General features: G+C 67.3%; 17 protein-coding genes. 15 read left to right on the top strand and 2 right to left on the bottom strand.

The window, feature by feature from the left end:
- The first annotated feature begins 72 nt into the window (after positions 1–72).
- The 15 genes from VGV58_RS20370 (at position 73) to VGV58_RS20300 (ending at position 13,732) form a co-directional block, all read left to right on the top strand.
- Positions 73–1,128 (top strand): sensor histidine kinase, encoded by a 1,056-nt coding sequence (locus VGV58_RS20370; protein ID WP_326875843.1) that lies wholly within the window; start codon positions 73–75, stop codon positions 1,126–1,128.
- Positions 1,121–1,747, top strand: a complete 627-nt coding sequence (locus VGV58_RS20365) for a response regulator transcription factor (protein ID WP_326875842.1) — start codon at positions 1,121–1,123, stop codon at positions 1,745–1,747. Before VGV58_RS20370 ends, VGV58_RS20365 begins: the two co-directional genes overlap by 8 nt.
- Positions 1,747–2,667 (top strand): LysR family transcriptional regulator, encoded by a 921-nt coding sequence (locus VGV58_RS20360; protein ID WP_326875841.1) that lies wholly within the window; start codon positions 1,747–1,749, stop codon positions 2,665–2,667. Before VGV58_RS20365 ends, VGV58_RS20360 begins: the two co-directional genes overlap by 1 nt.
- Positions 2,668–2,753: 86 nt before the next feature.
- On the top strand, positions 2,754–3,587 hold the full coding sequence (locus tag VGV58_RS20355; protein ID WP_326875840.1) for an NAD(P)-dependent oxidoreductase: 834 nt from the start codon (positions 2,754–2,756) through the stop codon (positions 3,585–3,587).
- Entirely contained in the window at positions 3,587–4,570 is a 984-nt protein-coding gene (locus VGV58_RS20350) for a Bug family tripartite tricarboxylate transporter substrate binding protein (RefSeq protein ID WP_326875839.1), read from the top strand. Before VGV58_RS20355 ends, VGV58_RS20350 begins: the two co-directional genes overlap by 1 nt.
- A 4-nt stretch (positions 4,571–4,574) precedes the next feature.
- Positions 4,575–5,657, top strand: coding sequence for a 4-oxalomesaconate tautomerase (locus tag VGV58_RS20345; protein ID WP_326875838.1), 1,083 nt, complete (start codon positions 4,575–4,577; stop codon positions 5,655–5,657).
- A gap of 16 nt (positions 5,658–5,673) precedes the next feature.
- Positions 5,674–6,396, top strand: coding sequence for a PIG-L deacetylase family protein (locus tag VGV58_RS20340; protein ID WP_326875837.1), 723 nt, complete (start codon positions 5,674–5,676; stop codon positions 6,394–6,396).
- Positions 6,393–7,082 carry a 4-carboxy-4-hydroxy-2-oxoadipate aldolase/oxaloacetate decarboxylase gene (locus VGV58_RS20335; protein WP_326875836.1) on the top strand — a complete coding sequence of 230 codons (690 nt, stop codon included), beginning with the start codon at positions 6,393–6,395 and terminating at the stop codon, positions 7,080–7,082. The genes VGV58_RS20340 and VGV58_RS20335 overlap by 4 nt, the downstream gene beginning before the upstream one ends.
- A gap of 51 nt (positions 7,083–7,133) precedes the next feature.
- The gene (locus tag VGV58_RS20330) at positions 7,134–8,306 is read left to right on the top strand and encodes an ABC transporter substrate-binding protein (RefSeq protein WP_326875835.1); all 1,173 of its coding nucleotides are present in this window, start codon (positions 7,134–7,136) and stop codon (positions 8,304–8,306) included.
- 21 nt (positions 8,307–8,327) lie between these two features.
- Complete coding sequence (locus tag VGV58_RS20325; RefSeq protein ID WP_326875834.1) at positions 8,328–9,185, top strand: branched-chain amino acid ABC transporter permease; 858 nt, start codon at positions 8,328–8,330, stop codon at positions 9,183–9,185.
- Positions 9,182–10,189: a branched-chain amino acid ABC transporter permease gene (locus VGV58_RS20320; protein WP_326875833.1), complete on the top strand. Its 1,008-nt coding sequence runs from the start codon at positions 9,182–9,184 to the stop codon at positions 10,187–10,189. Before VGV58_RS20325 ends, VGV58_RS20320 begins: the two co-directional genes overlap by 4 nt.
- On the top strand, positions 10,186–10,938 hold the full coding sequence (locus VGV58_RS20315) for an ABC transporter ATP-binding protein (RefSeq protein ID WP_326875832.1): 753 nt from the start codon (positions 10,186–10,188) through the stop codon (positions 10,936–10,938). Before VGV58_RS20320 ends, VGV58_RS20315 begins: the two co-directional genes overlap by 4 nt.
- Positions 10,931–11,638 (top strand): ABC transporter ATP-binding protein, encoded by a 708-nt coding sequence (locus VGV58_RS20310; RefSeq protein ID WP_326875831.1) that lies wholly within the window; start codon positions 10,931–10,933, stop codon positions 11,636–11,638. Before VGV58_RS20315 ends, VGV58_RS20310 begins: the two co-directional genes overlap by 8 nt.
- Positions 11,639–11,669: 31 nt before the next feature.
- Positions 11,670–12,779: a 5-methyltetrahydropteroyltriglutamate--homocysteine S-methyltransferase gene (locus VGV58_RS20305; RefSeq protein ID WP_326875830.1), complete on the top strand. Its 1,110-nt coding sequence runs from the start codon at positions 11,670–11,672 to the stop codon at positions 12,777–12,779.
- Positions 12,776–13,732, top strand: coding sequence for a catechol 2,3-dioxygenase (locus tag VGV58_RS20300; protein ID WP_326875829.1), 957 nt, complete (start codon positions 12,776–12,778; stop codon positions 13,730–13,732). The genes VGV58_RS20305 and VGV58_RS20300 overlap by 4 nt, the downstream gene beginning before the upstream one ends.
- A 31-nt stretch (positions 13,733–13,763) precedes the next feature.
- Here VGV58_RS20300 and VGV58_RS20295 read toward each other — a convergent pair whose 3' ends face one another.
- Together VGV58_RS20295 and VGV58_RS20290 are read right to left on the bottom strand one after the other, a co-directional pair.
- The gene (locus tag VGV58_RS20295) at positions 13,764–14,435 is read right to left on the bottom strand and encodes an AroM family protein (RefSeq protein WP_326875828.1); all 672 of its coding nucleotides are present in this window, start codon (positions 14,433–14,435) and stop codon (positions 13,764–13,766) included.
- A 58-nt stretch (positions 14,436–14,493) separates the two neighbouring features.
- Positions 14,494–16,167 carry an OPT/YSL family transporter gene (locus tag VGV58_RS20290; RefSeq protein ID WP_326875827.1) on the bottom strand — a complete coding sequence of 558 codons (1,674 nt, stop codon included), beginning with the start codon at positions 16,165–16,167 and terminating at the stop codon, positions 14,494–14,496.
- Between the last annotated feature and the right edge of the window lie 8 nt (positions 16,168–16,175).

Here is a 16,175-nt window from a genome sequence, read left to right as displayed (position 1 = left end):
CCTGTCTTGTCCGGTAGATTGGTCAGACGGGCCGGCGGCGAAGGGCGAGGCATGATGCGCGATCGCGAGCGAATGCGCATCGAAAGACCATGGCTCTGGCTCGGCCTGATCATGGCGATGGCCGCGATCTTCGTCGGCGACACCTTCACCAATCTGGAGATCGCGGTCGCCGTCCTCTATGTCGCGGTGATCCTGATCTCGGTCAGGTTCGACCGGCCGGCCGTGGTCGTCTCGTTCGGCGCCGGCAGCGCCGTGCTGACGGTGCTGAGCTATCTGCTGACGCCGCGCGGGATCCAGGAAACCGGCTTGGCGAACGGAGCGCTGAGCCTGATCGCCATCGGCGCGACCGCCTACCTCGCCTTGCGGATCGAGGAGGCCGAGGCGCGAGTTCGCCAGACCCAGGCCGAGCTGGCCCATATGGCGCGTGTCACTACCATGGGCGAATTGACCGCCTCGATAGCCCATGAGGTCAGCCAGCCGCTCGCCGGGATCGCCGCCAACGGCAACGCCGCCCTGCACTGGCTCGCGGCAACGCCGCCCGATTCTGGTGAGGCTCGGCAGGCGCTGCAGCGCGTCGTGGCGGATGCCGACCGCGCCGGCGAGGTGATCGGCCGCGTGCGCAACCTCGTGGCCAAGGCTCCGCCCTCGCGCGATCTCCTCGATCTGGTCGCCCTGATCGAGGAAGTCCTCGTCTTGACCCGCGGTGAGCTTCGCAGGAATCGCGTGGTGCTCCAGACCGATCTGGCCGACGATCTGCCGCAACCGCTCGGCGACAAGGTCCAGCTCCAGCAGGTGGTGCTCAATTTGGTGATCAATGCCGCCGAGGCGATGGGCGGGCTGGAGACAGGGCCGCGCGACCTGCTGGTCGGCGCCGCCAGCGATGGCCGCGCGATCACGGTGAGTGTGCGCGACACCGGCGTCAGCCTGTCGCCGGCTGCGATCGAGCAGGTCTTCGAGGCCTTCCACTCGACCAAGCCGGGCGGGATGGGCATGGGCCTGGCGATCAGCCGCTCGATCGTCGAGGCGCATGGCGGGACGATCTATGCCGCCGTCAATCATCCGCGCGGCATGGTCTTCGGCTTCACCCTGCCGGTGGGCAGTGCGGCATCGGATCGTCAGCATGGATAGGCAGCCAGCGACCGTCTTCGTCGTCGACGACGATGTCTCCGTCCGCGAGGGGCTCGACAGCCTGTTCCGTTCGGTCGGCTATGCCGTTTCGTGCTTTGCCTCGGTGCGGGAGTTCGCGCTGGCCCGGCGGCCCGATACGCCCTCCTGCCTCGTCCTCGACGTCAGGATGCCCGGCCCAAGCGGTATGGATTTCCAGGCTGAGCTGGCCACGCTGAACGATCCGATCCCGATCGTCTTCCTGACCGGCCATGGCGACGTGCCGATGGCGGTGCGGGCGATCAAGGCCGGCGCGGTCGAGTTCCTGCTGAAACCGTTCCGCGAGCAGGACCTGCTCGACGCCGTGCGCATGGCGATCGAGAAGGACGAGGCGAGGTGGCGGGACGAGGCGGCGCTCGCGGAGCTGAAGGAGCGCTTCGCGACGCTGACGGTGCGGGAGAAGGAGGTTCTCGCCTTCGTCGCCCAAGGGCGGCTCAACAAGCAGATCGCGGCCGATCTCGGCCTGAGCGAGGTGACCGTGAAGGTGCATCGCGGCCAGGTGATGCGGAAGATGGGCGCCGCGACGCTGGCGGAATTGGTCCGCCTCGCCGATCTCATCGCGGCAAAGGGGCAGGGACTCTGATGAGGGTCGACGTTCTCGGACTCCAGGCCTTCGTCAGCATCGCGGAGCGCGGTAGCTTCCGCGCGGCCGCCTCGCATCTCAACCTGTCGCAGACGGCGCTCAGCCACCGCATCCGCAAGCTTGAGGAATCGCTGGGAACGCCGCTCTTCCTGCGCACCACGCGTCAGGTCTCGTTGACCGCCGCCGGCACGACATTGCTGCCACGGGCGCGTCGCATCTTCGAGGACCTCGGCTTCGCCATCAACGAGGTCAAGGTCGATCTGCGCGAGGGTGACGAGCAGGTCTCGCTCGGCTGCCTGCCGACGGTGGCGGCCCATTGCATGCCGGCGGTGATCGCTGCCTTCGCCGCGCGCCATCCCGGCGTCGGCGTCCGCATCCATGACAACTCCGCCTCCGAGATCGCCGACAAGGTCCAGTCGGGCGAGGCCGAGTTCGGCGTCACCATCGTCGCCGCCAATCGCTTTGATCTGGAGCTGAAGCCGGTCGTCAAGGAGCCCTTCGTGCTGGTCAGTCATCGTTCGATGCCGCTGGCGCAGGCGGCTTCGCTGACCTGGGCGCAGTTGCAGGACGAGCCGCTGGTGCGGATCAGCGCCGAGACCGGCAACCGGATCCTGATCGACGATGCGCTCGGCGCCCGGCGCGAGAGCCTGACCTGGCGCTACGAGGTCCAGCGCGTCGTCACGGCGGTCAGTCTGGTGCGCTCGCGCATCGGCTACGCGGTGGTGCCGCAGCTTGCGCTCGACGTCGTCGATGCCGGCGAACTCGTCGCGGTTCCCCTGCGCTCGCCGGCGGTGACCCGCACGCTCGGCATCATCACCCGCAAATCGGTGCCGGTGCGGCCGGTGACGCGCGACCTGATCGGGCTGCTGAGCCAGGCGCTGAAGCGCAGCATTGTGCCGCGACGAGATGAAGAAAAGTAATCAATCGCTGCATTCTTATCATTTGATGGCAGAATGGCTTTGGCCGAACTTCGCGGCGGGACGAAACGCGCGAGGAGAGGCCAGCAATGGCAGGCGCCAACACGGCAGCGATCGCCTTCATCGGCTTCGGCGAGGTCGGCCAGACCTTTTCGCGCGGCCTGCTGGCCAATGAAGGCGTCGCCATCCGCGCCTATGACCTGCTTTTCGGCAGCGAGGCTGGCAGCCGCCTGGAGACGGCCGCGGCGGAACTTGGCGTTACCCGTGTTTCCTCGGCGCAGGAAGCCTGCCAGGGCGCAGCCTTTGTCTTCTCGGCCGTCACCGCCGATCGCGCCGAAGCCGTGGCGAGTGAGGCGGCCGCCTGGCTGAAGCCCGGCCAGATATTCGTCGACGTCAACTCGGCCGCGCCTTCGACCAAGCAGCGAGCCGCGCAGGCGGTGACCGCGAGCGGCGCCGACTATCTCGAAGCCGCGGTGATGGCGCCGGTGCTGAAGCCCGGGCTCAAGGTCGCGATCCTGTCCGGCGGGCCCAAGGCGCAGGCCGTATCCGAGGCGCTCAACGGGCTCGGCATGAACCTGACGCCGGTCTCTGATATCTACGGCCGGGCCTCGGCGATGAAGCTCTGCCGCTCGATCGTGATCAAGGGGCTGGAGGCGCTGATGGTCGATTGCGCCGCCGCCTGCGAAGCCTGGGACGTCAAGGACCCGGTCTTCGCCAGCCTGCACGCGACCTTCCCCTCGATCGACTTCCATGCACTCGCCGCCGACATGCGCGAGCGCGTCGCCACCCATGGCGTGCGCCGCTCGGCCGAGATGCGCGAGGCGGCCGAGATGCTCGGTGTCGCGGGGCTCCATCCGGGCCTCGCCCAGGCGATCGCCGACGCCCAGCTGCGCGGGGTTCGTCGCAAGGAGGGCGCCCGGTGATGCTGGATCGTCGCTCCGTCCTCGCCGGTCTCGGGCTTGCTGGCCTTACTGGACTGGCGCCGGCGCGTGCCGAACCGGAATGGCCGAGCCAGCTGATCCGGGTCGTCGTGCCGTTCACGCCCGGCGGCAGCACCGACGTGCTGGCGCGATTGATCGCCCACAAGCTCGAGCGCAGCATTGCCGGCAAGGGCTTCGTGATCGAGAACCGGCCGGGCGCTGGCGGCATGACGGCCTCGGGGCAGGTCGCCAAGTCCGAGCCCGACGGGCACACGCTGATGATGGGCCATATCGGCACGCTCGCCTTCGCGCCCTCGCTCTATCCGAACGTGCCCTATGACCCGATCAAGGATTTCCAGCCGGTCGCGCTCGTCGCCATGCTGCCGAACATCCTGGCAATCAATCCGAAGCTGCCGGCCAAGACGCTCAGCGAGTTCATCGCCTATGCCAAGGCGAACCCCGGCAAGCTGAACTATTCGTCGGGCGGGCAGGGCAGCGCCGCCCATATCGCCACCGCCTATTTCTGCCATCGCGCCGGCATCGAGGCGACGCATGTGCCCTATCGCGGCACCGCGCCCTCGGTGAACGATCTCGTCGCCGGCAACATCCAGTTCACGCTGACCGGCGGGCCGGCGGTGCTGCCTCTGGCGGAAGGCGGCCAGCTCAGGGTGCTCGGCGTTGCCGCGCGCGAGCGTGTCGGCTTCGCGCCGGACCTGCCGACGCTGTCAGAAGGCGGCCTGCCGGATTTCGAGGCGGTGCAATGGTACGGGATGGTGGCGCCGGCGCGCACGCCGCGCCCTATCGTCGAGCGGCTCAACCGCGAAATCAACGCACTGCTCGGCCAGCCCGATTTCGCTGCGGCCCTGGCCAAGGACGGCGCCATCGCCCGGCCGGAGACGCCGGAGGGTTTCGGCAAGCTGATCGGCTCGGAACTCGTGCTCTGGCGCGACGTGATCACCCGCGCCGGCATCAAGGCGGCGGAGTGAAGCGATGGGCCAGCTCGCCATCCCCTGCATGCTGATCCGCGGCGGCACCTCCAAGGGCGCCTATTTCCTGCGCGACGATCTGCCGGCAGACATCGCCGCGCGTGACGCCTTACTGCTGGCGGTGATGGGCTCGCCAGACAAGCGCCAGGTCGACGGGCTCGGCGGCGCTCACCCTCTGACCAGCAAGGTCGCGATCGTTTCGCCTTCGAGCGAGCCCGGCTGTGATATCGACTTCCTGTTCGCGCAGGTCGGCGTCGAGACAGCTTCTGTCGACACTACGCCGAATTGCGGCAACATCCTCGCCGGGATCGGGCCGTTCGCGCTTTCGCGCGGTCTGGTGAAGGCGAGCGGTGCGCGCACCACCGTGCGGGTCAGGACGATCAACACCGGAACGATCGCCGACCTCACCATGGACACGCCGGACGGGCAGGCGAGCGCGGAGGGTTCCGCGCGCATCGACGGCGTGCCGGGGACGTCGGCGCCGATCGATATCGGCTTCCTCGATGCCGAAGGCTCGGTCTGCGGATCGTTGTTGCCGACCGGCAATGTCGTCGACGTGATCGAGGGCGTGCCGTGCACGCTGATCGACAATGGCATGCCGGTGATCGTAATGCGGGCTACGGATGTCGGGCGGACGGGTTACGAGCCGCGCGATCAGCTCAACGAGGATGCCGAGCTCAAGGCCCGGATCGAGGCCATCCGTCTCGCCGCCGGACCACTGATGAATCTCGGCGACGTCGCCAGGAAGGTCGTGCCGAAGATCGCGCTGGTCGCGCCGCCGCAGGCCGGCGGGGCGATCTCGACCCGCAGCTTCATCCCGCATGAATGCCATGCCTCGATCGGCGTCTTCGCGGCGGTGACGGTCGCGACCGCCGCCGTGCTGCCGGGATCGCCTGCGGCTTCGGTCGTCGTGATGCCGCAGGGACGCGAGCGGACGCTGTCGGTCGAGCACCCGACCGGTGAGTTCACGGTGACGCTGACGGTCGGTGGAACGGCCGAGCAGCCGGTGGTCGAGCGGGCCGGGCTGTTGCGCACCGCCCGTATCCTGATGGCGGGGCAGGCCTTCGTGCCGGCCGGCAGATTGTGAGAGAGGAGCGCATCCGATGAGCGCCCAGAAGACAGGCCTGGTCATCACCGCCCATCCCGGCGATTTCGTCTGGCGCGCCGGCGGAGCGATTGCGCTGCACGCCAAGCGCGGCATGCGCGTCAAGATCCTCTGCCTGTCCTATGGCGAGCGCGGCGAGAGCCAATTCGCCTGGAAGAAGGCTGGCGTGCAGATGACTGAGGTCAAGGCGCAGCGCCGCGACGAGGCGGAAGCCGCTGCTACGGCGCTCGGCGCCGAGATCGAGTTCATGGATGCTGGCGACTATCCGCTGCGCACCACCGAGCCGATGCTGGAGCGCGCCATCGACATCTTCCACGAGCTGAATCCGAGCTTCGTGCTGACCCATGCGCTCGAAGACCCCTATAATGTCGACCATCCCGAGGCGACGCGCTTCGCCCAGGAGGCCCGCATCATCGCGCAGGCGGCCGGCCACAAGCCCGATCCCAATCGCGCCTATGCCGCGCCGCCGGTCTTCCTGTTCGAGCCGCACCAGCCCGAGCAGTGCAATTTCAAGCCGAACGTCATCCTCAACATCGACGAGGTCTGGGAGCAGAAGCGCAAGGCGTTCGAGATCCTCGCGGCGCAGAAGCATCTCTGGGAATACTACACCCGCGTCGCGCTGAACCGCGGCATGCAGGGCGGACGCAATTCCGGCAAGGCGATGACCTATGGCGAGGCCTATCAGCGCCTCTTCCCGGAAGCGCTGGAGGCGCTGGCATGAACCCTGTCGTCATCCGCACGAAGAAGCGTGCCCCGGCCGCGGCAATAGCCGATCTCGCCGCGCTCGGCGTCTCCACCACGCATGAGGCGATGGGCCGGAGCGGCCTGCTGAAACCCTATATGCGGCCGATCTATGCCGGCGCGCAGATCGCCGGCGGGGCCGTGACAGTGCTGGCCCAGCCCGGCGACAACTGGATGATCCACGTCGCGATCGAGCAGGTGCAGCCGGGCGACGTGCTCGTCGTCGCCTGCACCGCCGACAACACCGATGGCATGTTCGGCGACCTGCTGGCGACCTCGCTGAAGGCGCGCGGCGGCATCGGCCTCGTCATCGACGCCGGGGTGCGTGACGTGCGCACGCTGACCGAAATGGGGTTTCCGGTCTGGTCGCGGGCGATCTCGGCCAAGGGCACGGTCAAGGCGACCCTCGGCTCGGTCAACGTCCCGGTGGTCTGCGCCGGGGCGCTCATCCATCCCGGCGACGTGATCGTCGCCGACGATGACGGGGTGGTGGTGGTACCGCGAGGCGATGCGGAGGCGGTGGCAGCCGCCGGCCGCAAGCGCGAGGCCAATGAAGACGAAAAGCGTAGACGCCTGGCTGCTGGCGAACTGGGGCTGGACATGTACGCTATGCGCGACGGCCTGGCCAAAGCGGGCCTCGTCTATCGCGACGACGAAGGCGAATAATCCAAGGAAGGCCCCGGCAAGGGGCTCGGCTAAACACTCGGGAGGAACGACATGACCATTCGCAGGACTGTTCTCAAAGGAATGCTCGGCCTTGCGCTGGCCGCTTCGGTCAGCGGCGCGGCTCTGGCGCAGGATGCGGTCAAGATCGGCCTGATCCTGCCGATGACCGGCCCCTTCGCCTCGACCGGACGGCAGATCGCCGCGGCCGCCAATCTCTACATTCAGGAGAAGGGTGCGACCGTCGCCGGCAAGAAGGTCGAGCTGATCGTCAAGGACGACACCGGCACTGCCGACGTCACCCGCCGCATCGCGCAGGAGCTGATCGTCAACGACAAGGTCACCGCGATTGCCGGCTTCGGCCTGACGCCGCTGGCGCTGGCCACCGCCCCGCTGGCGACGCAGGCCAAGACGCCGATGGTGGTGATGGCGGCGGCGACCGGCATCATCACCGAGCGCTCGCCCTTCATCGTGCGCACCAGCCAGGTCGTGCCGCAGATCGGTTCGCCCTTCGGCACCTGGATCGCCAAGCAGGGTACCAAGCGCGTCATCACCATCGTCTCAGATTATGGCCCAGGCCATGACGTCGAGAGCTCGTTCTCGGAGGCGTTCAAGGCCGGCGGTGGCCAGGTCGAGAATATCCGCGTGCCCCTGCAGAACCCGGACTTCTCGCCCTTCCTGCAACGCGTCGCCGACGCCAAGCCGGAGGCGCTGCTGGTGTTCGTGCCGTCCGGCGTCGGCGCCCAGTTCATGAAGCAGTTCGTCGAGCGCGGCCTCGACAAGAGCGGCATCAAGCTGATCGGCACCGGCGACCTGACCGATGACGACATCCTCAACGGCATGGGCGACATCGCGCTCGGCGTCATCACCGCCCAGCACTATTCGGCCTCGCATGACAGCCCGGAGAACAAGGCCTTCGTCGAGGGCTTCAAGAAGGCCAATCCGGGCCTGCGCCCCAACTTCATGGCGGTCGGCGGCTATGACGGCATGCACGCGCTCTATGAAGGCCTGAAGAAGACCAAGGGCGAAGGCGGCGAGGCTCTGGTCACCGCGATGAAGGGGATGAGCTGGACGAGCCCGCGCGGGCCGATCTCGATCGATCCCGAGACGCGCGACATCATCCAGAACGTCTATATCCGCAAGGTCGAGCGCGTGAACGGTGAGCTCTGGAATCAGGAGTTCGAGACGATCCCGAACGTCAAGGACCCGACCAAGGCCAAGAAGTAAGCCGGGCAGGGCGGACCCGACGTGCTCACCATCCTGTTTGACGGCGTTGCCTACGGCATGATCCTGTTCGTGCTGGCCTGCGGGCTGTCCGTGACCATGGGGTTGATGAACTTCATCAACCTCGCCCACGGCGCCTTCGCCATGTTCGGCGGCTATGTCACCGTGCTGGCGATGCAGCGGCTCGGCCTGCCGTTCCTGATGGCCTTGCCGGCGGCTTTCCTCGCCGCCGCGCTTGCGGGGCTGATGCTGGAGCGGCTGGTCTACCGGCCGATGTACGCCAAGAGCCATCTCGACCAGGTGATGTTCTCGATCGGGTTGGTGTTCATGGCGGTCGCCGGCGCCGACTATCTGATGGGCTCGAGCCAGCAATTCGTGCACCTGCCGGAATGGCTGAGCGGGCGCTTCGACGTCGCCGGGATCGGCGTCGGGCGCTATCGGCTCTTCATCATCCTGCTCTGCGGCGCGCTCGTCTTCGCGATGCAATGGGCCTTCACCCATACGCGCTTCGGCAGCCGGCTTCGGGCCGCGGTCGACGATGCCAGGGTGGCGCGTGGGCTGGGCATCCCCGTCAACCGGCTGTTCGCGCTGACCTTTGCGTTTGGTTCCGGGCTTGCCGGCCTCGGCGGCGCGCTTGGCATCGAGCTGATGGGGCTCGACCCGACCTTCCCGCTGAAGTTCATGATCTACTTCCTGATCGTCGTGACGGTCGGCGGCACCTCGACCATCTCCGGACCGTTCTTCGCGGCGATGCTGCTCGGGGTCGCCGATGTCGCTGGCAAGTATCTGGTGCCGCAGCTCGGTGCCTTCATCATCTATGCGCTGATGGTGGTCCTGCTGATCACGCGGCCGCACGGCCTGTTCGCCAGGGGACGGGCATGAGCGGGGAGAGCATCGAGGCGCGTGTCCGGCGCTCGCTTTATGGCGCACGGCGCTGGCATCCGGCCGAGATCGTGTTCTGGGTCCTGGCGCTGGCGGCCTTCTTCCTGCTGCCGCGCCAGCTGCTGATTCTCAACGAGATCGCGATCCTTGGGCTGTTCGCGCTCTCGCTCGACCTGATCCTCGGCTATGCCGGCATCGTCTCGCTGGGGCATGCCGCCTTCTTCGGCTTCGGCGCCTATGCCGCCGGGCTCTTCGCCAAACACGCCAGCGCCGATCCGGTCGCGGGTCTTGCCGTCGGCATGGGTGCGGCTGGCCTACTCGGGCTTCTCACCAGCCCGCTGATCCTGCGCGGCAGCGACCTGACGCGGCTGATGGTGACGCTCGGCGTCGCGCTGATCCTGGGGGAGCTGGCGAATTCGCTCGGCTGGCTCACCGGCGGTGCCGATGGCTTGCAGGGCATCATGATGGGGCCGGTGCTGGGGCTGTTCGAGTTCGATATCTTCGGCAGCGTCGCCTATCTCTATTCGCTCGCCGTGCTGTTCGTGTTGTTCGTGCTGGCGCGGCGCATCGTGAGCTCGCCCTTCGGCCTGTCGTTGCGGGCGATCCGCGACAATCCCCTGCGCGCCTCGGCCTCAGGCGTGCCGCTGCACTGGCGGCTGGTTGCGGTCTATACGCTCGCGGCGGCCTATGCCGGGGCGGCGGGTGCCTTGCTCGCCCAGACCACGCAGTTTGTCTCGCTCGACGTGCTCGCCTTCCATCGCTCGGCCGACCTGATGCTGGTGCTGATCATCGGCGGCGCCGGCTATCTCTATGGCGGGCTGATCGGCGCGGTCGCCTTCAAGCTGCTGCAGGACGTGATCGCGAGCTTCACGCCGCAATACTGGATGTTCTGGATCGGGCTGTTCCTCGTCCTGTTCGTGCTCGGCGGACGCGAGCTGATCCACGGTGGGATCAAGGCTGTGGTCGGCCGGATCGGGGGCCTCGGCCGGAGGTCGCCGACATGAGTGTGGCGCTCCAGACCTTCGATCTCTGCAAGAGTTTCGGCGGCATCACCGCGACGGACCATGTCGACTTCACCCTGGCGAAGGGCGCGCGCCACGCGCTGATCGGCCCGAACGGCGCCGGCAAGACCACCTTCGTCAACCAGCTCACTGGGGTGCTGCGCCCAAGCTCAGGCCGGGTCGAACTTATGGGGGAGGACATCACCACGCTGCCGCGCGAAGCGCGGGTCGGGCGCGGACTGGCGCGCACCTTCCAGATCAACCAGCTCTTCGCCACGATGACGCCGGTCGAGATGATCGCGCTGGTGATCTCAGAGCGGCTCGATCGTGGCCGGCAGCTCTTGCGTACGCTCGACAGGGATAAGGAGCTCGTCGCCGAGACGGCCGAAATCCTCGCCCGCTTCAAGCTCGACGACATCATGGACGAGCGCATCGCGACCTTGCCCTATGGCAAGCAGCGCCAGATCGAGATCGCCGCCGCTTTTGCCGCCAAGCCGAGCGTGCTGCTGCTCGACGAGCCGGCGGCGGGCGTACCAGAGGCCGAGCGGCGCGAGCTGATGGCGACGGTCGCCGGCCTGCCGGAGGATGTCTCGGTCCTGCTGATCGAGCACGACATGGACCTCGTCTTCCGCTTCGCGACGCGGATCACGGTGCTGGTCAATGGCCGCCTGCTCGCGGACGGCACGCCGGCCGAGATCGCCAATGATCCGGCTGTCCGCGCCGCCTATCTCGGGGAGCATGGCCATGGCTGAGCTCCTGAAACTCGAACGCCTCAGCGCCGGCTATGGCGAAGCCCAGGTGCTGTTCGACATCGATCTCTCGCTCGCCGAGGGGCGCTCGCTGGCGCTGCTCGGCCGCAACGGGGTCGGCAAGACGACGCTGGTCAACAGCATCATCGGCGTCACCCGCCGGCGCGGCGGCCGCATCGTCCTCGCCGGGCGCGACCTCACCACGGCCTCGCCCGAGCAGCGCGCGCATGCCGGCATCGGCTGGGTGCCGCAGGAGCGCAATATCTTCAAATCACTGACCGTGCTGGAGAACCTGACCGCCGTGGCGACGCCGGGCGCGTGGACGACCGAGCGCGTCTTTTCGATGTTTCCGCGCCTCGCCGAGCGCAAGGGCAATCTGGGTAACCAGCTTTCCGGCGGCGAGCAGCAGATGCTGGCGATCGGCCGGGCGCTGATGCTCAATCCCAAGCTCCTGTTGCTCGACGAGCCGACCGAGGGGCTGGCGCCGATCATCGTCGAGGAGTTGCTGCGCGCCCTGAAGCGCCTCGTCCGCGAGGAGGGCCTCTCGGCGATCGTGATCGAGCAGCATGCCCGCAAGATCCTGGAGCTCACCGACGAGGCGGTCGTGCTCGAGCGCGGCCGCATCGTCCTCGCCGCGGGGAGTGCCGAACTCCTCGCCGACCCGTCACGGCTGGAGCGCCATCTCGGCCTCGCAGCCGCCTGAGCCAACGACAGAACCAGGGAAAGGAAACGCCATGAGCCAGAGACAGAAGCCGCCGTTCCGGGGCGACATGGTCGGCAGCCTGCTGCGCAGCGCGCCGGTGAAGGACGCCCGCGCCAAGCTTGCTGCCGGTGAGATCGGTCAGGCCGAGCTGACCGCGATCGAAGACGAGGAGATCAGGAAGCTCGTGCGCAAGCAGGAGGAGGTCGGCCTGCAGGCGGTGACCGATGGCGAGTTCCGCCGCGCCTTCTGGCATTTCGACTTCCTTGACGGCCTCTCCGGCGTCACCAGCTTCGAGACCGATTCAGGCATTCAGTTCAAGGGCGTCACCACCAAGGGCCATGCGGTCCGCGTCACCGGCAAGCTCGACTTCCCGGACGATCACCCGCATCTCGCCCATTTCAAGTTCCTGGCCTCGACGACCAGCCGTGTGCCGAAGATGACGATCCCGAGCCCGTCCATGCTGCATTATCGCGGCGGCCGGAAGGCGATCGATCCGAGCGCCTATCTCAGGATCGAGGACTATTACGAGGATCTCGGCAAGGTCTACGCCAAGGCGATCAAGGCGTTTTACGATGCCGGCTGTCGCTATCTTCAGCTCGACGACACCAGCCTGTCCTATTTCTGCGATCCCGAGCAGCGCAAGATGCTGGCCGAGCGCGGCGACGATCCGGAGCAACTGGTCTTCATCTATCGCGACGTGCTCAACGCGGCGCTGAAGGCCAAGCCCGCCGACATGCAGATCACCACCCATACCTGCCGCGGCAACTTCAAATCGACCTTCATCGCGTCTGGCGGCTACGAGCCGGTCGCCGAGATGGTCTTCAACGAGATCAATGTCGACGGCTACTTCATGGAGTGGGACGATGACCGCTCCGGCGGCTTCGAGCCGCTGCGCTTCCTGCCCAAGGGCGACAAGCAGGTCGTGCTCGGGCTGGTGACCTCGAAGTTCGGCGAGATCGAGAGCAAGGACAACCTCAAGCGCCGGATCGAGGCAGCCTCGAAATACGCGCCGCTGGAGCAGCTTTGTCTCTCGCCGCAATGCGGCTTCGCCTCGACCGAGGAAGGCAATGTGCTGGCCGAGGATGAGCAGTGGGCCAAGCTCTCGCGCATCCTCGAAGTTGCCAAGGAAGTCTGGGGATGAGTAGCGAGCCCTGCTTCGACATCGCCCATCTCGGCCATGTCGAGCTCTTCACCAACAAGCCGCAGGAGAGCCTCGACTTCTTCGTCGACATCTTCGGGTTGACGGAGAGCGGGCGCGAGGGCGACAGCGTCTACCTGCGTGCCTGGGATGACTACGAATTCCACACGCTGAAGCTCACCGCGGCGAAGACGACGGGCGTCGGCCATATCGGTTATCGCGCCTCGAGCGAGGCGGCGCTATTGCGCCGCGTCGCGGCGATCGAGGCGATGGGCTGCGGCATCGGCTGGAGCGAGGGCGACCTCGGCCACGGCCGGGCCTATCGCTTCCGCGATCCGGACGAGCATGTCTTCGAGATCTATTTCGAGACCAACAAATATGCCGCTCCCGAGAAGGAGCGGCCGGCCCTGAAGAACCAGGCCCAGCGCAACCATGGCCGCGGCTGCGCCGTGCGCCGGCTCGACCATCTCAACCTGCTGGCGCAGGATGTCGCAGCGATCCGCGACTTCATGCCCAAGGCGCTGGGCAGCCGGGTGACCGAGCAGATCGTGCTCGATTCAGGCGAGGTCGGCGGCTGCTGGTTCACCGTCAACAACAAGAGCTACGACATCGCCTATACCCGCGACCACACCCCGGCGCGCGGGCGCTTCCACCATGTCACCTATGCCGTCGACCAGCGCGAGCACATATTGGAGGCGGCCGATCTCTTCCTCGAGAACGGCGTCTTCATCGAGACCGGGCCGCACAAGCACGCGGTGCAGCAGACCTTCTTCCTCTATGTCTACGAGCCCGCCGGAAATCGCGTCGAGATCGCCAACGCCGGCGCGCGCCTGATCCTCGATCCCGACTGGCAGACGGTAACCTGGACGGAGGAGGAGCGGAAGAAGGGACAAGCCTGGGGGCTGAAGACGATCGAGAGCTTTCACACCCACGGCACGCCGCCGGGGAGCAAATAGCGCGGTCTAGAGAGCGCTGAGGCTGCGGCCCTCAAACCACTTCCGAGACGATCTTGGCGATCAGCGCGTTCGACAGGATGACCGGGAGGCCGGCAGCGGCCGCGTCCTGGCGATGGCGCTCGACGAAGCCCATGCAGTCCATCAGCAGGATGTTGGCGCCGCGTTCGGCAAGGGCTTCGGCCGCCTCAGCGACTGTCAGGCCGTCGCCGCCATAGGGCGAGGCGGCGGCGTAGATCGGCGGACGGGCGAGCGGCGCCCATTTCCCGGCCTCGGAGGCGATCTGCTCGGCGAGCGGCACGATGATGCCGAGCTGCGCATCCTGGACCAGCGCCGCGACCGTCGGCGGCAGGATGCGGTCGGGCTCGATCAGCCGGGCGCGCGCTGTCCGCAGGCTTGCGAAATGCCCGGTGCAGAGCATCAGGATCGTGCTGCAGCCGGCCGCCTCGAGCGCGGCGAGCTTGGCTTGCGCGGCCCGCTCGGTGCGCTGGCGGTCGATGACGGCCGAGGTTCCGTCGAGCAGCTTGGTGATCAGGAGCGCGCCATCGGGCTGAGGCGCGAAGTCGCGGTCGATCTCCTCACGCGACAAGCCGTCGAGCACGCCAGCATGCAGCCGGGGCAACTCGGCGCCCAGTACCGCATCGAGGATCGGCGTGATGTCGGCGCGCGGCGCCTGGCCGATGGTGAGAGTGCCGAGCTTGGCCATGGCTGCTTCCTCCCGGATGTGAATGGCCCGGGCCGATGCCGGCCCGGGCCTTGTACCCTCAGGGCTTGTTGAAGTTCTTCAGGACGGAGTCGAAGAAAGAGAAGATCGCGTCGCCGGCGATGACGCCGGCCGCGAAGACCTCCATGTCGCCCTCGCCATCAGTGCCGCGCAGCTTCTCCCAGACCAGCCGGCAGAGGATGCCGGCCAGCACCGCCCAGCCCGCCATCGGGAAGTTGATCAGGAGGCCGGTGGCGAAGAGCACGCCGATCTGGCGCTTCGGCCCGCCGATGAATTGCAGGATCGCGCCGGGGATCGCCCAGAGGAAGAGCTGCCAGGCGACGCCGGGCGCGACGCCGGCCTTGATCGTCGCGGCATAGACCTTGTCGACGGGGGCGACGAGGTTCCGGTCGAAGAAGGACTGGTAGGAGACCAGCACGACCGCGCCGGCGACGACGAAGGCGAACATCGCGGCAAAGAGCTGCTGGCGGCGGCCTTCGCGCTCGAAAGCGGGGTCGGCGCCGTTACCGCGCAGGAGGTAGCCGGCCTTGAGGTCGTAGCCCATGTCGGCGAAGGCGGGGCCGGTCGCGGCCGAGAAGCCAACGAGCAGCGCCAGTGCCGGCATCGGGAAGCCGATGAGCATGCCGATGATCAGGGTGATCAGCGCCACCGCGAAGGCCGGGAACCAGCCGGAATGCATCGCGGCGAGGCCGACGATCAGTTCATGCACATAGGCCGCGAAGGCCGCGTAGAGCACGAACAGGATCAACATGCCGATCGACATGTCGGTCATCAGGCCGCCGACCAGAGCGAGGAAGACGGCGATGATGAGGTAGCCGATCGTGCCGAGGCCGAGCGCGCGCTTGACCTCCGCGTCGGTGGTGCCCGAGGTGGCCTCTGCCTGCTTCTGGGCTTCGTCGCGACGGAAGAGCAGGAGGCCGACCTGGAGCAGTGCGACGAGGCCGGCGCCGATCATGAAGCCATGCGGGATATAGGCGGCCATCAGGTCGCCCTTGGGGATGATGGTCTCGAAGAGCGGGCCGCCGAAGATCTGGCTGGAATAGCCGCGCAGCAAGAGGCCGATGCCGAACATGGCCAGCGCCCAGATATTGCCGATGAAGGCGACGCCGAAGGCGGACATCGGGATGCTCGACATTGCGGCCGAGCCAGCGAAACCGATCCAGGCCAGCGGTACCTTGACGAAGCCAATGAGGATCGCGGTGACGAAGCCGACGCCCATCAGCACCGCCTTGCGGCCGCCCTCGTCGCCGGCCTTGATCGCCTCGGCGGCGGCGACGCCCGGCGGCCAGGCGCCGGTCGCCGGGAAGACGCGGGAATCGAACATCCGGTAGAGCAGGTAGCCGTCAAGCAGCATGGCGAAGAAGGCGCCTGCCAGCATGGGAAGCACCAGGTCCGGCCGCCCGAGCAGCCAGGGGATGCCGACCGGCAGCAGCAGGCTGTTCGCCGCGCCGAACGTGGCCGAGGAGATCGCGCTCTGGGCCAGGTTCTGGACGTGGATCGAGCGGTAGCGCGCGAACATCGCGAGCGGCACGCGCGCCAGCGCCATGGCGGCGAGCGCGCCGATCAGCGAGGTGTTGGCGGTGATCCCCAGCGACACCAAGAGCTGCATCCCGATAATTGCGCCAAAGACGCAAAGGATCGCGATCAGCACCAGCGTCGCTGGCTCGAACAGGCTGGGGTGCCGCTGAGGCACCCCGTCATTTTGCGTCGTCATGCCTCAAT

This window comes from Allobosea sp. (assembly GCF_035944895.1).
Classification (GTDB): Bacteria; Pseudomonadota; Alphaproteobacteria; order Rhizobiales; family Beijerinckiaceae; genus Allobosea.
Note: the sequence above shows the minus strand (reverse complement) of the source record. Positions and strands in the feature narration are given on the sequence as shown.